The 18,598-nt window shown below is 66.4% G+C and carries 19 protein-coding genes; 14 read left to right on the top strand and 5 right to left on the bottom strand.

What is annotated here, in order from left to right; translation table 11 throughout:
• Nucleotides 1-24 precede the first annotated feature (24 nt).
• Both IE126_RS07195 and IE126_RS07190 read right to left on the bottom strand, forming a co-directional pair.
• Nucleotides 25-420: a Cu(I)-responsive transcriptional regulator gene (locus tag IE126_RS07195; RefSeq protein ID WP_054303506.1), complete on the bottom strand. Its 396-nt coding sequence runs from the start codon at nt 418-420 to the stop codon at nt 25-27.
• Nucleotides 417-2,837 (bottom strand): heavy metal translocating P-type ATPase, encoded by a 2,421-nt coding sequence (locus IE126_RS07190; RefSeq protein WP_189380575.1) that lies wholly within the window; start codon nt 2,835-2,837, stop codon nt 417-419. The genes IE126_RS07195 and IE126_RS07190 overlap by 4 nt, the downstream gene beginning before the upstream one ends.
• A 190-nt stretch (nt 2,838-3,027) precedes the next feature.
• Here IE126_RS07190 and IE126_RS07185 point away from each other — a divergent pair, with 190 nt between their 5' ends.
• From IE126_RS07185 to IE126_RS07175, 3 genes are all read left to right on the top strand, one after another.
• A complete protein-coding gene (locus tag IE126_RS07185; RefSeq protein WP_054303504.1) occupies nt 3,028-3,231 on the top strand; it encodes a heavy-metal-associated domain-containing protein in 204 nt (67 codons plus the stop codon).
• A 229-nt stretch (nt 3,232-3,460) separates the two neighbouring features.
• Nucleotides 3,461-3,598, top strand: a complete 138-nt coding sequence (locus tag IE126_RS07180) for a hypothetical protein (protein ID WP_158640436.1) — start codon at nt 3,461-3,463, stop codon at nt 3,596-3,598.
• A gap of 102 nt (nt 3,599-3,700) precedes the next feature.
• Nucleotides 3,701-4,048: a TfoX/Sxy family DNA transformation protein gene (locus tag IE126_RS07175; protein ID WP_189380574.1), complete on the top strand. Its 348-nt coding sequence runs from the start codon at nt 3,701-3,703 to the stop codon at nt 4,046-4,048.
• Between the two features lie 46 nt (nt 4,049-4,094).
• Here IE126_RS07175 and ndk read toward each other — a convergent pair whose 3' ends face one another.
• A complete protein-coding gene (gene ndk, locus IE126_RS07170) occupies nt 4,095-4,517 on the bottom strand; it encodes a nucleoside-diphosphate kinase (protein ID WP_054303502.1) in 423 nt (140 codons plus the stop codon).
• 206 nt (nt 4,518-4,723) lie between these two features.
• Between ndk and IE126_RS07165 the strand changes: the two genes are divergently transcribed.
• The 5 genes from IE126_RS07165 (at nt 4,724) to IE126_RS07145 (ending at nt 8,973) form a co-directional block, all read left to right on the top strand.
• Complete coding sequence (locus IE126_RS07165) at nt 4,724-4,993, top strand: hypothetical protein (protein WP_054303501.1); 270 nt, start codon at nt 4,724-4,726, stop codon at nt 4,991-4,993.
• Nucleotides 4,994-5,038: 45 nt separating this feature from the next.
• On the top strand, nt 5,039-6,892 hold the full coding sequence (locus tag IE126_RS07160) for an ABC-F family ATP-binding cassette domain-containing protein (protein WP_189380573.1): 1,854 nt from the start codon (nt 5,039-5,041) through the stop codon (nt 6,890-6,892).
• 128 nt (nt 6,893-7,020) lie between these two features.
• Entirely contained in the window at nt 7,021-7,641 is a 621-nt protein-coding gene (locus IE126_RS07155; protein ID WP_054303499.1) for a nitroreductase family protein, read from the top strand.
• 83 nt (nt 7,642-7,724) lie between these two features.
• A complete protein-coding gene (locus tag IE126_RS07150) occupies nt 7,725-8,342 on the top strand; it encodes a MarC family protein (RefSeq protein WP_054303498.1) in 618 nt (205 codons plus the stop codon).
• Between the two features lie 58 nt (nt 8,343-8,400).
• Nucleotides 8,401-8,973, top strand: coding sequence for a retropepsin-like aspartic protease family protein (locus IE126_RS07145; protein ID WP_189380572.1), 573 nt, complete (start codon nt 8,401-8,403; stop codon nt 8,971-8,973).
• On the opposite strand, the gene IE126_RS07140 is transcribed toward IE126_RS07145, so the two are convergent.
• Both IE126_RS07140 and IE126_RS07135 read right to left on the bottom strand, forming a co-directional pair.
• The gene (locus IE126_RS07140; protein ID WP_189380571.1) at nt 8,963-9,436 is read right to left on the bottom strand and encodes a DNA polymerase III subunit chi; all 474 of its coding nucleotides are present in this window, start codon (nt 9,434-9,436) and stop codon (nt 8,963-8,965) included. The genes IE126_RS07145 and IE126_RS07140 overlap by 11 nt on opposite strands.
• A gap of 4 nt (nt 9,437-9,440) precedes the next feature.
• Nucleotides 9,441-10,910 (bottom strand): leucyl aminopeptidase, encoded by a 1,470-nt coding sequence (locus IE126_RS07135; RefSeq protein ID WP_189380570.1) that lies wholly within the window; start codon nt 10,908-10,910, stop codon nt 9,441-9,443.
• A gap of 159 nt (nt 10,911-11,069) precedes the next feature.
• Between IE126_RS07135 and lptF the strand changes: the two genes are divergently transcribed.
• From lptF to rsmA, 6 genes are all read left to right on the top strand, one after another.
• On the top strand, nt 11,070-12,191 hold the full coding sequence (gene lptF, locus IE126_RS07130) for an LPS export ABC transporter permease LptF (protein WP_054303495.1): 1,122 nt from the start codon (nt 11,070-11,072) through the stop codon (nt 12,189-12,191).
• Complete coding sequence (gene lptG / locus IE126_RS07125) at nt 12,188-13,282, top strand: LPS export ABC transporter permease LptG (protein ID WP_108126856.1); 1,095 nt, start codon at nt 12,188-12,190, stop codon at nt 13,280-13,282. Before lptF ends, lptG begins: the two co-directional genes overlap by 4 nt.
• Nucleotides 13,282-15,444 (top strand): LPS-assembly protein LptD, encoded by a 2,163-nt coding sequence (locus IE126_RS07120; RefSeq protein ID WP_189380569.1) that lies wholly within the window; start codon nt 13,282-13,284, stop codon nt 15,442-15,444. Before lptG ends, IE126_RS07120 begins: the two co-directional genes overlap by 1 nt.
• A gap of 53 nt (nt 15,445-15,497) precedes the next feature.
• Complete coding sequence (locus tag IE126_RS07115; RefSeq protein ID WP_189380568.1) at nt 15,498-16,706, top strand: peptidylprolyl isomerase; 1,209 nt, start codon at nt 15,498-15,500, stop codon at nt 16,704-16,706.
• Nucleotides 16,707-16,709: 3 nt separating this feature from the next.
• The gene (gene pdxA, locus IE126_RS07110) at nt 16,710-17,687 is read left to right on the top strand and encodes a 4-hydroxythreonine-4-phosphate dehydrogenase PdxA (RefSeq protein ID WP_054303490.1); all 978 of its coding nucleotides are present in this window, start codon (nt 16,710-16,712) and stop codon (nt 17,685-17,687) included.
• A 62-nt stretch (nt 17,688-17,749) separates the two neighbouring features.
• The gene (gene rsmA, locus IE126_RS07105; protein WP_108126862.1) at nt 17,750-18,589 is read left to right on the top strand and encodes a 16S rRNA (adenine(1518)-N(6)/adenine(1519)-N(6))-dimethyltransferase RsmA; all 840 of its coding nucleotides are present in this window, start codon (nt 17,750-17,752) and stop codon (nt 18,587-18,589) included.
• The last annotated feature ends 9 nt before the right edge of the window (nt 18,590-18,598 follow it).

Genomic DNA, 18,598 nt, shown 5'->3' with positions numbered 1-18,598 from the left:
CGGGTGGCAGGGGAAGGCCAGAGCCTAACCGCCCGAGGGTGCGGCAAGCCCGCCGAGGATGGGGCAATCGGGCCGCTCGTCGCCCGCACAGGCGGCAACAAGATCGGAAAGCGTGCGCTGCATGGCCCGCAGTTCGGCAATTTTGGTGCCGATCTCCACCAGATGCGTGCGGGCAAGTCGTTTGACATCGGCGCTGGCGCGATCCTTGTCGTCGTAAAGCGCCAGCAGGCGGCGACAATCATCGATGGTGAAACCAAGGCTTCGGGCACGACCGATGAAAGCGAGCTTGTGCAGATCGGTTTCGGCAAAGACACGATAGCCGTTGGCCTGGCGGCGCGGCGCAATCAGGCCGATTTCCTCGTAATAGCGGATGGTCTTGACCGGCAATCCGGCGCGGGTGGCGACCTCCTTGATGTTCATGGCCTGACCTCCACCGCCTTCAGCCGCCGCAGGCGCAAAGCATTGGTCAGCACGAAGACGGATGACAGCGCCATCGCCCCGGCGGCGAGCATCGGCGAAAGCTGCGGCCCGCCAAAGGGCACCAGCCCCCCCGCCGCCACAGGGATCAGCGCGGCGTTGTACCCGAAGGCCCAGCCAAGGTTCTGGCGGATATTGCGCATGACGGCCCGGCTGACGGTGATCGCGGTCGCGACCCCGGCGGGCTGGCCCGAGATCAGCACCACCTCTGCCGCCTCGATGGCGACATCGGTGCCGGTGCCGATGGCGATGCCGACATCCGCCGCCGCCAGTGCGGGGGCATCATTGATGCCATCCCCCACGAAGGCCACGCCGGGGCGCATGTCTTCCACCGCCGCAACCTTGCCGCCCGGCAGAACCTCTGCCGCGATGCGGCTGATCCCCAGTTCGGAGCCGATGGCCGCCGCCACGCGCTGCGCATCGCCCGTCACCATGGCGCTGTCCACGCCCAGATCGGCCAGCGCGACGACCGCGCCCCGCGCGCCGGGCTTCACCTTGTCGGCCACTGCGAGCACACCCAGGACCTTGCCCTCGACCGCCAGATAGATCGGGGTCTTGCCCTGAACGGCAAAGCCCTCGCCCTCGACCCGCCAATGGTTCGGCAGATCGGGGAACATCCGCGCCGCGCCAAGCGCCACGCGCTGCCCTTCCACTGTCGCCTCGGCGCCATGGCCGGGCGTGGCACTGAAATCGCGCGCAGCCGGAACCTCCAGCCCCTGCGCGGCAGCGGCCTGCACCACCGCAAGCGCCAGCGGATGTTCCGATTGCGCCTCGACCGCCGCCGCCAGACGCAGCAGATGCGGCGAGGCCGGTTTCAGATCGGTCAGCACCGGCTTGCCCTCGGTCAGCGTGCCGGTCTTGTCAAAAGCCACGGTCTGCACCCCGGCAAGCGTCTGCAACGCCTCGCCCCGCCGGAACAGCACGCCCAGTTCGGCGGCGCGCCCGGTGCCCACCATGATGGAGACCGGCGTGGCCAGCCCCATCGCACAGGGGCAGGCGATGATGAGGACGGAGACCCCCGCCACCAGCGCCTCGGCCAGACCGGGGCCGAAGATCAGCCACAGGATCACGGTCAGCACCGCCAGCCCCATCACCACCGGCACGAACCACAGCGTGATACGATCCACCACCGCCTGCACCGGCAGTTTCGCGCCCTGCGCCTGTTCCACCATGGCGATGATGCGCGCCAGCGCCGTATCGGCGCCGACATGGGTTGCCCGCATCACCAGCGTGCCAGTGCCGTTGACCGTACCGCCGGTCACCCGGTCGCCCGGGGCTTTTTCCACCGGCATCGCCTCGCCCGTCAGCATGGCCTCGTCCACCGCTGATCGACCCTCCTCGACCTCGCCGTCCAGCGGGATGCGCTCGCCGGGGCGGATCATCAGCCGGTCACCGGGCCGCACCTGCGCCACCGGCACATCGGCAAAACCCTGCGGCCCCTCGACCCGCGCATGGCTGGGCTGCAGGCCGATCAGCCCGGCAATCGCGGCCCCCGCCTGCCCGCGCGCCCGCGCCTCAAGGATACGACCGATCAGGATCAGCACGACGATCACCGCCGCCGCCTCGAAATAGACCGCCCGCGCCGCAGCGGGCAGCAGATGCGGCGCAAAGGTCGCCACGGTGGAATAGCCCCAGGCGGCGGCAGTGCCGACCGCGACAAGGCTGTTCATGTCAGGCCCGCCGCGCAGCAGCGCCGGAATGCCCTTGGCAAAGAAGCGCCGCCCCGGAAACACAAGAACCAGCGTCGCCAGCACGAATTGCGCGATCCACAGCATCTGTTGCGGCATCAGCCCCATCAGCCAGTGATGGAAGGCGGGCACGGCATGGCCCCCCATCTCGGTCAGGAAAACCGGCAGGGTCAGCAGCCCGGCGATCCAGCCGTCGCGCTTCAGCGCGGCATATTCGCGGGCACGGGCATCGGGCGCGGCCTCCTCCGGCGGGGTGGCGGCAAAGCCTGCCCGGCTGACCACCTCGGCCAGCTTTTCAGCCGTCGTCGCGCCCTCCCATACGGTGATCTGCGCCCGACGGGCCGCCAGATTGGCGGTGGCGTCGACCACGCCGGGCTGCGCTTTCAGCACCCGTTCGACCCGCCCGGTGCAGGAGGCGCAGGTCATTCCCTCGACCGACAGGGTCAGTGTCGCCTGCCGCACGGGATAGCCCGCCTTGGCCAGCGCCCCGGCCAGCGCGGCCGGTTCTGCCGGTGCGGCAAAGCGGATGTCGGCACTTTCATCGGCAAGATTCACCCGCGCCGCACTGACGCCCGGCTGGGCTTTCAGCACCCGCTCGACACGGGCAACGCAGGAGGCGCAGGTCATCCCCTCGGGGCGCAGGCGCAGGGTGGATTCGGCTGGATCGGTCATGGCGGTTTCCTTTCGCCATCGGATATGGGGCCTCCAGTAACTGGAAGGTCAAGACCCCCGTTTCAACCGCCCCCGGAACGTGGCAATTCGCCGCCGTCCCCCCGCCGCCCCTTGACGCCGCCGCCCGCAGGCGATCCAGTTACGCCATTCCGCAACGCGTATCATGCCCGGCGGCATGGAGGAGCAGACGATGGCTGTCACCCTTTCGATTCCCGACATGAGCTGCGGTCACTGCCGCGCCTCCATCGAAGCCGCACTGAAGCCGCTGAACGGTGTGACCGGGCTGAGCTTCGACGCCGAGGCCCGCACGGCAACCATTGAAGGCGATGCGCCGGTAGCGGTTCTGGTGCAGGCGCTGGACGGAATCGGCTTTCCGGCCAGCCAGAAGGCCTGAAACCGACGGGAAATCGCGACTTCCCGCCGATGTGTGACAGTTTTGCATGGGATACAGGCTTTTCACAGGCTTGTGTCCCCGCCGCTTCGTGGCCTGCCTTGTTTGCCCGGCGTTTCGGACGTATTTCCGACAAACAACGCCACTTCCCGGCCTCACGCGCGACAGAAAGCGCTGTCAGTCTCCGAGAACTGGTACAAGTATAGTCGTGCCAAGGATACGGAGCATCATCATGGCAAAGACCCCGTCGCAATCCCAGCCGCAGCAAGGCGGCGCGTCGGTTCCCGCGCAACAGCAGGGCCAGAGCAGCGGCTCCGCCCCGCAGCAGCAGGGCGGCACCCCGATTATCCGGGACTGGGCGTCGATCTGAACCCGCCGATCTTCGACATCCGCGTGTCGGTGAGAACGAGTTGAAACAGCCGGGGCCAGCCGTAAGGTTGGCCCCAACTTTTTCCTTGTGCGCGGTGCCGCAATGCCTGACCCCGTCTCCTCGATCCCCAACCTTGGCCCGGCCTCCGAGGCGGCCTTTGCCCGTGCGGGCATCCGCTCGGCCGGAGAGATCCGGGCCATGGGGGCGGACGCAGCCTATCTGGCGCTGATGCGGTCCGGCACGCCGCCACATTTCATCGGGTATTATGTGCTGGTCATGGGCTTGCAGGGCCGCCCGTGGAACGATTGCAAGGGCGAGGAAAAGAAGGCCCTGCGCAGCCGCTTCGACGCGCTGAAGGCCGAGGCGCTGGCCACGCCCGCGCTGTCGGGCCTGCCCCGCGCGCTGGACGAGGCGCTGGATCTGATCGGTGTAAGACCTGCGCGCAAATGAACAGGCCGCCCCAAAGGGCGGCCCTCATCGGCGAACCGGGCGGCAATCAGCCAACCAGTTCAAGACCCGAGAAGAAGAAGCCGACTTCGCGCTTGGCCGAGTCGGGGCTGTCCGAACCATGGACCGAGTTTTCGCCGACCGACAGGGCGAATTCCTTGCGGATGGTGCCTTCTGCGGCATTGGCCGGGTTGGTCGCGCCCATCACTTCGCGGTTCTTCGCAATGGCGCCTTCGCCTTCCAGAACCTGCACGACGACCGGCTCGGACGACATGAATTCGCACAGTTCGCCGTAGAACGGACGCTCCGAATGCTCGGCGTAGAACTGGCCGGCTTGCGCGGCGGACAGGTGGATGCGCTTCTGCGCGACGATGCGCAGGCCCGCTTCCTCGAATTTCGCGTTGATCTTGCCGGTCAGGTTGCGCTTGGTGGCGTCGGGCTTGATGATCGACAGGGTGCGTTCGATGGCCATGAGGCTCTCCATGTGAATAGGCGCGGGATGTGGCCCCCCGCGCCGGTTTTGTGGGCGCCTCCTACCATGCGACGGCGATATTGAAAAGCCCGTGACGCATGCGCGTCGCTTCCCGCCCGCTCTGCGGCGGAAGCTGCGACAAAGCGGTGCATTGCGATATCGCACTCTTTTAGTAAGGATATCTGCAAGCAAACGGAGTTTCCGCCATGCGCGTCTGCGCCACCGCCCTTTTCGCCCTTCTAGCCACCCCGCTGGCCGCCGATCCCTTCGTGATGACCTATGAAGCCTTCGAGCAGGCGGTGCCGCATATCGACCTGCTTGCCTGCCCCGTGGATCTGGACGGGCCGGGCCGGTTCTGCCGCCTGACCACCCATAATGACGCACTGAATGTCTTCGTCTTTTCCGAAGATGGCGACCAGCCGCTTGTCGCGCTGAAAAGCTGGCCTGCCGATCTGCTGGCCGGTTTGATGGATTAGCGGCGCATTGCCGTTCCCGGCCCAAGCTGTTAGGGGCTGGGCACCATGCTTCGGATATCAGACATCACCTATTCTGTCGAAGGCCGCCCTCTGTTCGAGGGCGCTTCGGCCACCATTCCGACCGGCCACAAGGTTGGCCTCGTAGGGCGGAACGGCGCGGGCAAGACCACGCTGTTCCGGCTGATCCGGGGCGAACTGGCGCTGGAAACCGGCGAAATTGCCCTGCCCGCCCGCGCCCGTATCGGGGGCGTCGCGCAAGAGGTGCCTTCGTCCTCCACCTCGCTGCTGGAGACGGTGCTTCAGGCCGATACCGAGCGCAGCGCCCTGCTGGCCGAGGCCGATACCGCCACCGACCCGCATCGCATCGCGGAAATCCAGACCCGTCTGGCCGATATTGATGCCTGGAGCGCGGAGGGCCGCGCCTCGGCCATCCTGCGCGGGCTTGGCTTTGACGCCGAGGCGCAATTGCGCCCCTGCTCCGATTTCTCGGGCGGCTGGCGAATGCGGGTGGCGCTGGCGGGCGTGCTGTTCGCGCAGCCTGATTACCTGCTGCTGGACGAACCGACCAACTATCTGGATCTGGAAGGCGCGCTGTGGCTGGAAAATTATCTTCAGAAATACCCCCACACCGTCATCATCATCAGCCATGACCGGGGCCTCTTGAACCGCGCGGTGCAGGGCATCCTGCATCTCGATAACCGGAAGCTCACCTATTGGCAGGGCGGCTATGACCAGTTCGCCCGTCAGGCCGCCGAACGCCGTGCGGTTCAGGCGGCCGAGGCCAAGAAGGTCGAGGCGCGGCGCGCGCATCTGCAAAGCTTCGTGGATCGGTTCAAGGCCAAGGCCTCGAAAGCCGTGCAGGCGCAAAGCCGGGTGAAGATGCTGGAAAAGCTGACCCCCATCACGCCGCCGGAAGAGGCGCGCAAGATGGTCTTCACCTTCCCCGAGCCGGAAGAACTGTCGCCTCCCATCATCAATATGGAAGGCGCAAGCGTCGGCTACGGCGGCAAGGCCATCCTGCGCCACCTGTCGTTGCGCATCGACCAGGACGACCGCATCGCGCTTCTGGGCCGCAACGGCGAGGGTAAATCCACGCTGTCGAAACTGCTGGCGGGCAAGCTGCCGGTCATGGGCGGTGAACTGCACCGCCATGGCAAGCTGCGCATCGGCTTTTTCGCACAGCATCAGGTTGAAGAGCTGCATATCGACGAAACGCCCCTGCAACATGTGCAGCGGCTGCGCCCCGAGGAACATCAGGCCCGGTTGCGCGCGCGTCTGGCGGGCTTCGGGCTGATGGCGGAACAGGCGGAAACCGTGGTGGGGCGGCTGTCCGGCGGGCAGAAGGCGCGGCTGTCTCTGTTGCTGGCCACCATTGACGCTCCGCATCTGCTGATCCTTGACGAACCGACCAACCACCTGGACATCGAAAGCCGCGAGGCACTGGTCGAGGCGCTGACCGAATATCGCGGCGCGGTGATCCTCGTCAGCCACGACATGCACCTTCTGAGCCTTGTCGCCGACCGGCTGTGGCTGGTGAAGGCGGGCGCGGTCACGCCCTACGACAAGGATCTGGAAAGCTACCGCGCCGAATTGCTGGCCGGGGACGAGCCCGCGAAACCGGCGGCGAAGCCTGCGGAAAAGCCGAAACGCGCCAGCCGTGATGAAATCCTGCTGCTGCGGGCCGAGGTCCGCAAATGCGAGGAACGTCTGGGCAAGCTGAACGACATGCGCGACAAGCTCGCCGCCAAGCTGGCCGACCCCGAATTGTACGAGGACAGCCGCAAGGGCGATCTGGCGGTCTGGAACAAGAAATACGCCGAGGTGATGGAGGCGCTGGACCGCGCCGAGGCGCTGTGGCTGGACGCGCAGGAAGCGCTGGAAACCGCCGGGGCGGGCTGAAGCCCCGCCCCTTGGCGCATGGGTGAACGCGAGCCCTGCATGGGCGCACAGTTTGCCCGGTTGTGCCGCCAAGCCTTTGGGCACACATACTTGCTGCAACCGCATCATAGTTCGGAAGAGGCAAGACGATGACCAACGCAACCCTGCAAACCCTGAAAAAACGCCGCACGCAATATGCGCTGGGCAAGAAGCTGCCGCTCTCGAACGAGGCCGTCGAGGCGCTGATCAAAGAGGCCGTGCGGCTTTCGCCCTCGTCCTTCAACTCGCAAAGCTCGCGCGCCGTGATCCTGTTCGGCGAAGCCTCGGAACGGTTCTGGGAAATCACCACCGAAGCCCTGCGCGCCATCGTCCCGGCCGAGGCTTTCGGCCCGACCGAAGGCAAGATGAAAGCCTTCGCCGCCGGTGCGGGCACCGTGCTGTTCTATGAAGACCAGGCCACCGTGAAGGGCCTGCAAGAGCAGTTCCCGCTTTACGCCGATGCCTTCCCCGGCTTCTCGGAGCATTCGGCGGGCATGGCGCAGCTGGCGGTCTGGAACGTTCTGGCCGATGCCGGTATCGGCGCAAGCCTTCAGCACTACAACCCGGTTGTCGATGCGGCCGTCGCGAAAGAGTTCGACATCCCGTCCAGCTGGAAGCTGCGCGCGCAGATGCCGTTCGGCTCGCACGAGGGCGGGTTCGGTGACAAGACCTTCATCGAGGATGACAACCGCTTCCGCACCTTCGACAGCCTGGCCGTCGCCGCCGAATGATCGCAGCGGGGCGCCTGCCACGGGCGCCCCATTGCCTTGCGCCCCGATCCGGTCCACCATGCGCCGCGCGCACAGGGCAGGACATGATCGACACCGCTTTTCTGATTACCGCTTTTGCCACCCTGTTCGTGGTGATCGACCCGCCGGGTCTGGTGCCGCTGTTCATTGCGCTGACCCGCGGCATGGATGTCGAACGCCGCCGGTCCATGGCGCTGCGGGCCTGCGTCATCGCCACCATTCTGCTGACGGCCTTCGCGCTGATGGGCGAGGCGCTGCTGGGATTCATCGGCATTTCCATGCCCGCCTTTCGCATCGCGGGCGGCATCCTTCTGTTCCTGACCGCGCTGGACATGCTGTTCGAACGCCGCACCCAGCGACGCGAGGGGCAACAGGCGGACCCTGACCATGATCCTTCGGTCTTTCCGCTGGCCACGCCGCTGATCGCCGGGCCGGGCGCCATCGCCACGATGATTCTGCTGATGGGGCAATCGGGTGGTGGCTGGCTGGGGGCGTCGCAGGTGCTGGGTCTGCTTCTGGCGATGATGGTGGCCACCTTCCTGTTCCTGCTGGCCGCCCCGCCCATCGAACGCGCGCTGGGCCGCACCGGAACCGTGGTCATCACCCGGCTTCTGGGCATGTTGCTGGCGGCGCTGTCCGTCCAGTTCGTCATCGACGGGGTGCGCGGCACCGGGCTGATCTGACGCCGCGCCCTTGCACCCTGCCCGCCTGCGCCCCAGATCGGGGGAAAAGGAGACCCCGATGGACGGCGATATGACCGCGCGCATTCTCTACCTCAGCCTGCTGGTGGCCGCTGTCGGCGGCTGGGCCATTGTTGAATATCGCGGTCGGCTCGGCGCCGGTCTGCGCACGCTGGCGGCATGGGGGATGATCGTAGTCGGGCTGATGGCAGGCTATGGCCTCTGGACCGACATGCGCAGCAGCATCCTGCCGATGCAGCAGGTTGAAGGCCAAAGCATCCACATCCCCCGCGCCGCAGACGGGCATTTCTACCTGACGCTGGAGGTCGGCGGTCGCAGCGTCCCCTTCATGGTCGATACCGGGGCCACCAATATCGTGCTGTCGGCCCGCGATGCAGCGCGGCTGGGCGTGACGACCGAGGGTCTTGTCTACATGGGTGAGGCCAATACCGCCAATGGCACCGTGCGCACTGCGCGGGTCTGGCTGAAGGATGTGCAGCTTGGCCCCTTCCATGACGACAGCGTCACCGCCTATGTGACCGATGGCGCAATGGATGGCTCGCTTCTGGGAATGGATTACCTGCGCCGCTACCGGATGGAGATTGACGGCGACCAGATGATCCTCAGCCGGTAGCTTCCGCCAGCCGTTCGGTCTGCATCTGCCAGCGGCCGGATTCCTCGGACCAGTATTGCAGATGTGCCCCCTCGCCCGCGAGCCGCTTCCAGAGGCCCCGCGCCGCATTCACTGCGCCCTGATCCTGCCCGTCGAACAGAACCCAGACCCTTTCGAGCCCGGCCGCCTCGCCCGGTTGCGGCTCGGCCCCGTCCACCAGCATCAGCGCCCTTGCGTCATTGGCGACCGGGCCAAGGCCCAGCAGCAGCGGCTGCGCCGCCTCGCGCCCTGCGCCTTCAAGACCATGCGGCAGGAACCCGTCTTCCGGTTCCAGCCACAGCTTTTCGTCCAGCCATTCCAGCCGTCCGCGATCGGTGCCGCGCAACATGACGCGCCAGCCCTGACCCAGCGCCCGCCCCGCAAGCTGCGTCACCGTTTCCGGCACGCCGCTGCGGGTCAGGTGGTAGAACAGCACACGCGACATGCGCTTACTTCTCGAACCTGTCGCGGATCATCCGGTTCAGCGCGGCGACGCCCCAGCCGGTCGCCCCTTTGGGCGCCAGTGCCGTATCGGCCTGCAACAGCGCCGTCCCGGCGATGTCGAGGTGAATCCACGGCGTTTCCGCCTTCACGAAGCGTTGCAGGAACTGCGCCGCGGTGATCGAGCCGCCATCGCGCCCGCCGATATTCTTCATATCCGCGATGCGCGATTTCAGCTTGGCGTCATAAGCGTCACCCATCGGCATGCGCCACGCGCCCTCGCCCTCGGCTTTTGCCGCCTTCAGGAACTGTTCGCAGAAGGCATCGTTGTTCGAGAATACGCCGGTGTTTTCATGCCCCAGCGCCACGATGATCGCGCCGGTCAGCGTGGCGAGGTCGATCACGCCGCAGGGGTTGAAACGTTCCTGCGCATACCACAGCACATCGGCCAGAACGAGCCGCCCCTCGGCATCGGTGTTGATGACCTCGATGGTGTCGCCCTTCATCGAGCGCACCACATCGCCCGGACGCTGCGCGCGCCCGTCGGGCATGTTTTCCACCAGCCCGACCAGACCCACGACATTGGCCTTGGCCTTGCGCAGTGCCAGCGTCCGCATCACGCCCGCCACCACACCGGCGCCGCCCATGTCCATCGTCATTTCTTCCATACCGCCCGCGGGCTTGATGGAAATGCCGCCGGTATCGAACACCACACCCTTGCCGACCAGCGCCAGCGGGGCCTCGTCCTTCGCGCCGCCGCGCCAGTGCATGGCGACGACCTTGGACGGGCTTTCCGAGCCCTGCCCCACGCCCAGAAGCGCGCGCATGCCCAGTTTTGACAGATCCTCTTCCTCCAGGATCTCGACATCCAGACCCAGTTCCTGCATCGCGGCTAGACGGGCGGCGAAATCATAGGTGGTCAGCACATTGGCCGGTTCGTTCACCAGATCGCGGGTGAAGAACACGCCTTCCGCCAGCGCGGCCAGCGGCGCCGCCTCGGCCGCCGCCGCCTCGGGGTTCGGCACCATCAGCGTCACCGGGCCAGGCGCTTTCGCCGTGCCGGTCTTGTGCGCGGTGAAGTCATAGGCCCGCAGCGCCAGCCCGAACGAGAGTTCCGCCAGATGGCGCCCGCCTTCGGCCAGAACCAGCGTCCCTGCCTCGGACAGCGCGCGGCCGATGGCGCCGCCCGCCTTGCGCGCCTGTGCCACATCGGCCTTGCGGTCCAGCTTCACCACCTGCACCGCCTCGGCCACCAGACCCGCGGGCCAGGCCAGAACCGTGCCCTCGCCCGCTTTCTGATCCACAAAGGCCGGCGCCGCCAGATAACGCGCCAGCGCGCCCTTCATCAGCCGGTCAAGCCGCCGCCCGGCTGCGCCCAGCTTGCCGCCCTCGTCCACCACCACGACAATACGGCCCGTGGCCTTGGCCAGCGCCTCGGCATCGACGGGCTGGAACTGGATCGGAACGGGATGCGACATATTCATTCTCCGGCTGTCGGTCTTGCCCGCCACCCTGAAACCGGGCAGGCTTTCGCCGCGAGGCTAGCCGCCCGCGCCGTCCTTGACCAGATAGCAGTTTTCCCCGCCGGGGATTTCGGCTAGCGTCGCGCCCGTTCCGGGGTTGAAGCGAGGGTCCGCGTGTCGAGATTCGACAGATATCTGCTGTCGCATTTGCTGGCGTTGTTCGGGTTCTTCTCGCTGGTGCTGGTTGCGATCTACTGGGTCAACCGGGCGGTGGGGCTGTTCGACGAGCTGATCGGCGACGGCCAGTCGGCGCTGGTCTTCCTTGAGTTTTCTCTGCTGACCCTGCCCAATGTCATCCGTCTGGTACTGCCGATTTCCGCATTTGCGGCAACTGTTTACGGCGTGAATCGCCTGATGGCCGACAGTGAGCTGATCGTGATGCAGGCCACCGGCTTTTCCTCGTTCCGGCTTGCCCGGCCCGTTCTTTGGTTCGGGCTGATCGTCGCACTGATGATGCTGGTTCTGATGCACGTTCTGGTGCCCGCCAGCCGCACCATGCTGGCCAGCCGGTCGGCGGAGATCGCGGAAAACGTGACCTCGCGCTATCTGTCAGATGGCGAGTTCATGCATCCGTCAAAGAATGTGACGCTGTTCATCCGCGAGATCACCGAGACCGGCGAATTGCGTGACCTGTTCATCGCCGATGATCGCGACCCGGCGGCGCGTGCCGTCTATACCGCCAGCCGCGCCCTGCTGGCGCGCAGCGATACCGGCCCCAAGCTGATCATGTTCGACGGTATGGTGCAGAACCTGTCCGGCACCGAGCGTCTGTCAGTGACCCGGTTTCAGGATTTCACCTATGACCTTGGCCGGCTGATCGAAACCGGCGCCCTGCCGCATCGCGATGTCGAGGATCTCTCGACGCTTGACCTGCTGCGCGCCGATCCCGCGCTGCTGGCCGAAACCGGCGAAAGCCGCGCGGCTTTCCTCAGCGAGGCGCATGCGCGGTTTGCCATGCCCTTCCTGGGCACGGCGGCGGCCCTGCTGGGCTTTTCGGCACTGCTTCTGGGGGGATTTTCACGCTTTGGCCTGTGGCGGCAGATCGGCATCGCCGTGGGGCTTCTGATCTTCGTGCAGCTGATCCACACCACCGCCATGTCGCAAAGCCTGCGCGACCCGATGGCCTGGCCGCTGGTCTATGCCGCGCCGCTGACCGGGCTTGCGATCTCGCTTTTCCTTCTGTGGTGGTCGCAACGCCCGCGCAGGCGACCCAAACCGGCGGAGGCCACCACATGACGCTGAGCCTTTATGTCGCGCGGCGCTTCCTGTGGATGTTCGTCCGGGTATTCCTGATCTTCTTCGGCATCCTCATGCTGATCGACATGCTGGAGCAGCTGCGCCGGTTTTCCGACAAGGGCGCCGGTCTGGCGCAGGCGGCGCAACTGGCGCTGATGAATGTGCCGGACAGCCTTTACCGCATCCTGCCGCTCATCATGATCCTGTCCGCCATCGCGCTGTTTCTGGGCCTTTCGCGGTCGTCGGAACTGGTGGTGGTGCGCGCGGCGGGCCGGTCGGGCTTGCGGTTCCTGATGGCGCCGGTCATCGTATCCCTGCTGATCGGCGCCTTTGCGGTTGCGGTGCTCAATCCGCTGGTGGCGGCGACGACCAAGGAATATGACGTGCTTTACGCACGCTATGCACGGGGAGCGGAACGGGTGCTGTCGGTATCGGACGAAGGGCTCTGGCTGCGTCAGGGCGGCGGCGGGTCGCAGACGGTGATCCATGCCGCCCGTGCCAGCGCCGATGGAACCCGGCTGTTCGACGCGACCTTCCTGTCTTTCGACGCGACCGGCGTCCCGCGTGAGCGGGTCGAGGCCGCAGAGGCCCGGCTGGAACCCGGTGCCTGGGCGCTGACCGAGGCCCGGCGCTGGTCGCTGGATGCGGCCAACCCCCAGTCGGCGGTTGAAACCATGGCCAGTGGCACGTTCGCCTCGGATCTGACGGCGGCGGCCATCCGCGACAGTTTCGGCAGCCCCTCGGCCATTCCGGTCTGGGAACTGCCTTCCTATATCCGCGGGCTGGAACGCGCGGGCTTCACAGCGCGCAACCATCAGGTCTGGTTCCAGATGCAACTGGCGCTGCCGCTCCTGATGACCGCCATGGTGCTGATCGCGGCGGGCTTCACCATGCGCCACGCGCGCTTCGGGCGCACCGGCATGCTGGTGATGTTCGCCATTCTTGGCGGTTTCGCCATTTTCTTCTTGCGCAACTTCGCGCAGGTGCTGGGTGAGAACGGCCAGATCCCCGTGGCCATGGCCGCCTGGACCCCGCCGGTGACCGCGACGCTTTGCGCCATCGGGCTTTTGCTGCATCTGGAGGACGGCTGATGGGCTGGCGCGCTTCCCTTTTCGCGCTGGCTCTGGCGCTGCTGCCCCTCGGCGGCAATGGCCAGACGGTCGACCGTGCGACCCTGACCGCCAATCAGGTGTCGGTCAGCGGCGACAGCCTGCTGGTGGCGCAAGGCGATGTCGAGGTGCAGTATCGCGGCCAGCGGCTCAGGGCGCAGCGCATCACCTATGATCGCGCCGCCGACCGGCTGCGGTTCGAGGGACCGATCTACCTGACCGATGACAACGGCAATTTCGTCCGCGCCGAAACCGCGGATCTGAGCGCCGATCTGACCGAAGGGGTGATGAATTCCGCCCGTATGGTGCTCAACCGGCAGATGCAGATTGCCGCACGGCAGATGTTCCGCGCGGGCGGGCGATATACACAGCTCACGGACACCGTCGCCTCCTCCTGTCAGGTCTGCACCATTGACCCGGTCCCGCTGTGGGAGATCCGGGCGAGGCGCGTGGTCCACGACCAGCTGGAGCAGCAGCTTTACTTCGACCGGGCGCAACTGCGCTTTGCCGGGGTGCCGGTGTTCTATCTGCCGCGCCTGCGCATGCCCGATCCGACGCTGGACCGGGCGACCGGGGTGATGATGCCCGACATCCGCACCACCTCGGGTCTCGGCACCGGGATCAAGCTGCCGTATTTCATCACGCTCGGGTCGTCACGCGACCTGACAGTGACCCCCTATCTGAGCACGAAGAACGGTCGCACGCTGGAACTGCGCTATCGCGAGGCCTTCCGCACCGGCCAGATCGAGGTCACCGGCGCCACCTCGCGCGATGACATCCTGCCGGGCGAGGCGCGCGGCTATCTGCATGCCAGCGGCGATTTCGCGCTGCCCCGTGACTTTCGCCTGACCTTCCAGGCCGAAGCGGTCAGCGACCCGGCCTATCTGCTGGATTACGGCATTTCCGACAAGGACCGGCTGGACAGCCGGATCGAGGTCAGCCGCACCCGGCGCAACGAATATATATCGGGCCGGTTCATCAACTTCCGGTCGATCCGTGACATCGACGGCGTGCCGGAAAGCAATGCGACGCTGCCGACGCTGATCGGGGATTTCACCCTGCACCGCCGCTTTTCCGGCGGGCCGCTGGGCGGCGAGGCGGGGCTGATGTTCCAGACCCATTCGCATTACCGCACCTCCACGCTGGATTATGACACCGACGTGGATTCCGATGACATCGCCGATGGCCGTGACATGTCGCGCGCCTCGTTGCGGCTGGACTGGCGCCGCAACTGGGTGACCGGGCCGGGAATTGTCGTCTCGACCATGGCGGAGGTTTCTGCCGATCTTTACAACATCCGGCAGGATGCCACCTATGGCGGCACGCACAGCCGTCTGCATGGGGCAACCGGGCTTGAACTGCGCTGGCCCTGGGTGGGCGGCACCGCGGACGGCGCCACGCATGTGATCGAGCCGGTGATGCAGCTGGTTCTGGCCAGCCGTGATGGCAGCGATATCCCCAACGAGGACAGCGCGCTGGTCGAGTTTGACGAGGGCAATCTGTTCGCGCTGGACCGTTTCGCAGGGTCAGACGCCCATGAAGACGGCGCGCGGCTGAATGTGGGTCTCAGCTGGACCCGCTATGCCCCTTCGGGCTGGAGCCTCGCGCTCGCCGGGGGCCGGGTGTTCCGGCGCGAGGATTTCGGCCAGTTCAGCACCGCCTCGGGCCTTGATGGCGTCACCTCGGACTGGCTCGCCACCGCGCAGGTCACCGTGCCGGGCGGGCTGTCACTGACCAACCGCGCGCTGTTCGACGGTGCGTTCGGCATTACCAAGGCCGAATTCCGGCTGGACCTCGACCGCGAGAAATACGCGCTCAGCACCTCCTACATCTGGTTGCAGGCTGATGCCGCGGAAAACCGCATCGCCGACACGCAGGAGCTTTACCTGAACGGCCGATATGCGCTGACTGATACATGGACCGGCAAGCTGAGCGGCCGTTACGATTTCGAGGCCGACCGAGCCACCCGCGCGGGCCTGGGGCTCGAGTTCCGCAACGAATGCCTTCTTGTCGATCTTTCCCTCTCGCGCCGCTTCACCTCCTCGACTAGTGTGAAGCCAACTACGGATTTCGGCCTTTCGGTCGATCTGCTCGGTTTCGGCGGCAGCGCCAAGCCCGGTCCGGCCCGCAAGTGCCGGGGCTGAACTGCCATGAACCGCCAGATCGCCGCGAAGGCCATAGCCAAGAGACTGCCCGAATGACCCGAGTTCTGCCCCTCCTGACCGCAAGCTTCCTCGCGCTGGCCGCTGTTTCCGGCCCCGGAGCCGCCCAACAGAACCTGTTCGCACCGCGGATCATCATCAATGACCGGGCGGTCACCGAATACGAATACCAGCAGCGCCTGCTGTTCATGCAGATCCTGCGCGCGCCGGGCGATCTGGAAAAAGAGGCGATGAAGGGGCTGATCGAAGACCGGCTGCGCCTTCAGGAGGCCAAGCGGATCGGCGTCAAGCCGACCGAGGCCGAGGTGCGCAAGGGCATGGAAGAATTTGCCAGCCGCGCTAACCTTTCCGCCGATGAATTTCTGAAGGTCATCGGTCAGGCCGGAATCGCGCCCGAGACCTTCCGCGATTTCGTAACCGCCGGGATGGTATGGCGCGAGGTGGTGCGGGCGAAATACGGCGCCACCACCAAAGTGACTGAGGCCGAGATCGACCGCGCGCTGGAAGCCGAAACCCGCAAGACCGCGCTGACCGTTGCGCTGTCGGAACTGATCATCCCCGCCCCTCCGGGTCAGGAGGATGCGGCGATGGCGCAGGCGCGCAGCATTCAGGGGCAGATCAATACCGAAGGTGGCTTTGCCTCGGCCGTGGCGCGCTATTCCGCCGCAGCATCGCGGGATCGGGGGGGGCGGCTGGCGCCGATGCCGCTGAGCAACCTGCCGCCGCAGATCGCCAGCGTCATCCTCGCGCTTGGTCCCGGTCAGGTTTCAGCTCCGATCACCATTCCGGGTGGGGTTGCCCTGTTCCAGCTGCGCGACGTGACCGCCTCGAAAGAGGCGAGCCCGGCGATGGTGCAGGTGGAATATGCCCGGCTGCGCCTGCCGAAGGCCGAGACCACCGCCACCGATTTCGCGCGGATCCGGGCCAATGCCGATACCTGCAAAGATCTCTATACCCCGGCGCGCGGCCTGCCGGAAAACCAGCTTCAGATCGAGACCAAGCCGATGTCGGCGGTTCCCGCCGATCTGGGGCTGGAACTGGCGCGGCTGGACCCGGGCGAAAGCGTGCTGCGTGATCTGGGGGGGGCCACCGAAATGCTGATGCTGTGTTCGCGCCAGCCGGTCAGCGAAACGCCGGTCGACCGCAGCGCGATCCGCAACCAGATCCTCAACCGCAAGGTCGAGGCGCAGAGCGACCTTTATCTGGCTGAACTGCGCGCCAATGCCCTGATCCGCGAGCCCTGAGCCATGGCCGATCTGGCGCCGGTGGCGCTGAGCTGTGGCGAGCCTGCGGGCATCGGCCCGGAAATCGCAGTGAAGGCGCGTGCCGTTCTGGGGCGCGCCTTGCCTTTCTTCTGGATCGGCGATCCCCGGCATCTGCCTCAGGGCACCGATTTTACGGAAATCGCCCGCCCGGCAGAGGCGGTCGCTGTGCCGCCCGACCGGCTTCCGGTTCTGCCACTGCCCTTCGCCGCCCCTGCCACCCCCGGCGTGCTGGAACCTGCCAATGCGGCGGGCGTCATCGCCGCGATACGGCGGGGGGTAGAACTGGTGCAGACGGGCGAGGCTTCCGCGATCTGCACCGCCCCCCTGCACAAGAAGGCGCTGAAGGACGGCGCGGGATTTGCCTTTCCGGGTCATACCGAATTTCTGGCTGATCTCGCAGGCGGCGCCGATGTGGTGATGATGCTGGCTGCGCCGGAATTGCGTGTGGTGCCGGTCACCATCCACATCCCGCTGGCCGAGGTTCCTGCTACGCTGACCGCTAATCTGCTGGAGCGGGCCATTCGCATCACCCATGCCGGGCTGGTCCGCGATTTCGGAATTTCCGCACCGCGTCTTGCGGTGGCCGGGCTGAACCCCCATGCGGGTGAAGGCGGGGCCATGGGGCATGAGGATGCCACCGTGATCGCGCCGGTGGTCGCCCGGCTGGCGGCCGAAGGCATGGCGATCTTTGGCCCGCTGCCCGCCGATACGATGTTCCATCCACGCGCCCGCGCCGCCTATGACGTGGCGATCTGCATGTATCACGATCAGGCGCTGATCCCGATCAAGACGGTGAATTTCGACGGCGGCGTGAATGTGACGCTGGGCCTGCCCTTCGTGCGCACCTCGCCCGACCATGGCACGGCGCTCGACATTGCCGGGCGGGGCATTGCCGAGCCGTCAAGCCTTGTGGCGGCGCTGCGCATGGCGCATGACATGGCGGCGGCGCGGGGCCGGTAAGCCCCGGGGGGTTGCCCCGGACCCGGGATATTTGGACCAGAATAAAAGCAGGAGCCGGTTTCATGGCGACGATCGACGGTTTGCCGCCGCTGCGCGAGGTTATCCGGGCGCATGACCTGGTGGCGAAGAAGCAGCTTGGGCAGAACTTTCTGCTGGATCTGAACCTGACCGCCAAGATCGCGCGGCAGGCGGGCGACCTTTCGGGCTGCGATGTACTGGAGGTCGGGCCCGGCCCCGGCGGCTTGACGCGCGGGCTGTTGGCGGAAGGTGCGCGGCGGGTGCTGGCGGTGGAGAAAGACGCTCGCTGTCTGCCCGCGCTGGCCGAGGTTCAGGCGGCGTATCCGGGCAAGCTGGATGTCATCAACGGCGATGCGCTGGAGGTCGATGTGCTGGCGCATCTGACACCGCCGATCCGCGTGGTGGCGAACCTGCCCTATAATGTGGGGACCGAACTGCTGATCCGCTGGCTGACGCCCGCGAACTGGCCACCGTTCTGGGAAAGCCTGACGCTGATGTTCCAGAAGGAAGTGGCCGAGCGGATCGTGGCGAAGCCGAGGGGCGACCACTACGGGCGGCTCGCGCTTCTGGCGCAATGGCGCTGCGAGGCGAAGATCGTCCTGCATCTGCCGCCCGAGGCATTCACCCCTGCGCCCAAGGTGCATTCGGCGGTGGTGCATCTGACCCGGCTGCCGGGGCCGCGCTTTCCGGCGGATGAGAAGATCCTGAGCCGGATCACCGCCATGGCCTTCAACCAGCGACGCAAGATGCTGCGGTCCTCACTGAAGGGGCTGGGGCCGGACATCGAAGCGCGGCTGGAGGCGGCGGGGATTGCACCGACGGCGCGGGCGGAGGAAATCCCGCTGGAAGGGTTCTGCGCCCTGGCGCGCGAGATGGCAAAATGAAAACGGGGC

This window comes from Gemmobacter nanjingensis (genome assembly GCF_014652195.1).
Classification (GTDB): domain Bacteria; phylum Pseudomonadota; class Alphaproteobacteria; order Rhodobacterales; family Rhodobacteraceae; genus Gemmobacter; species Gemmobacter caeni.
This window is presented reverse-complemented; position numbering and strand designations above follow the sequence as displayed.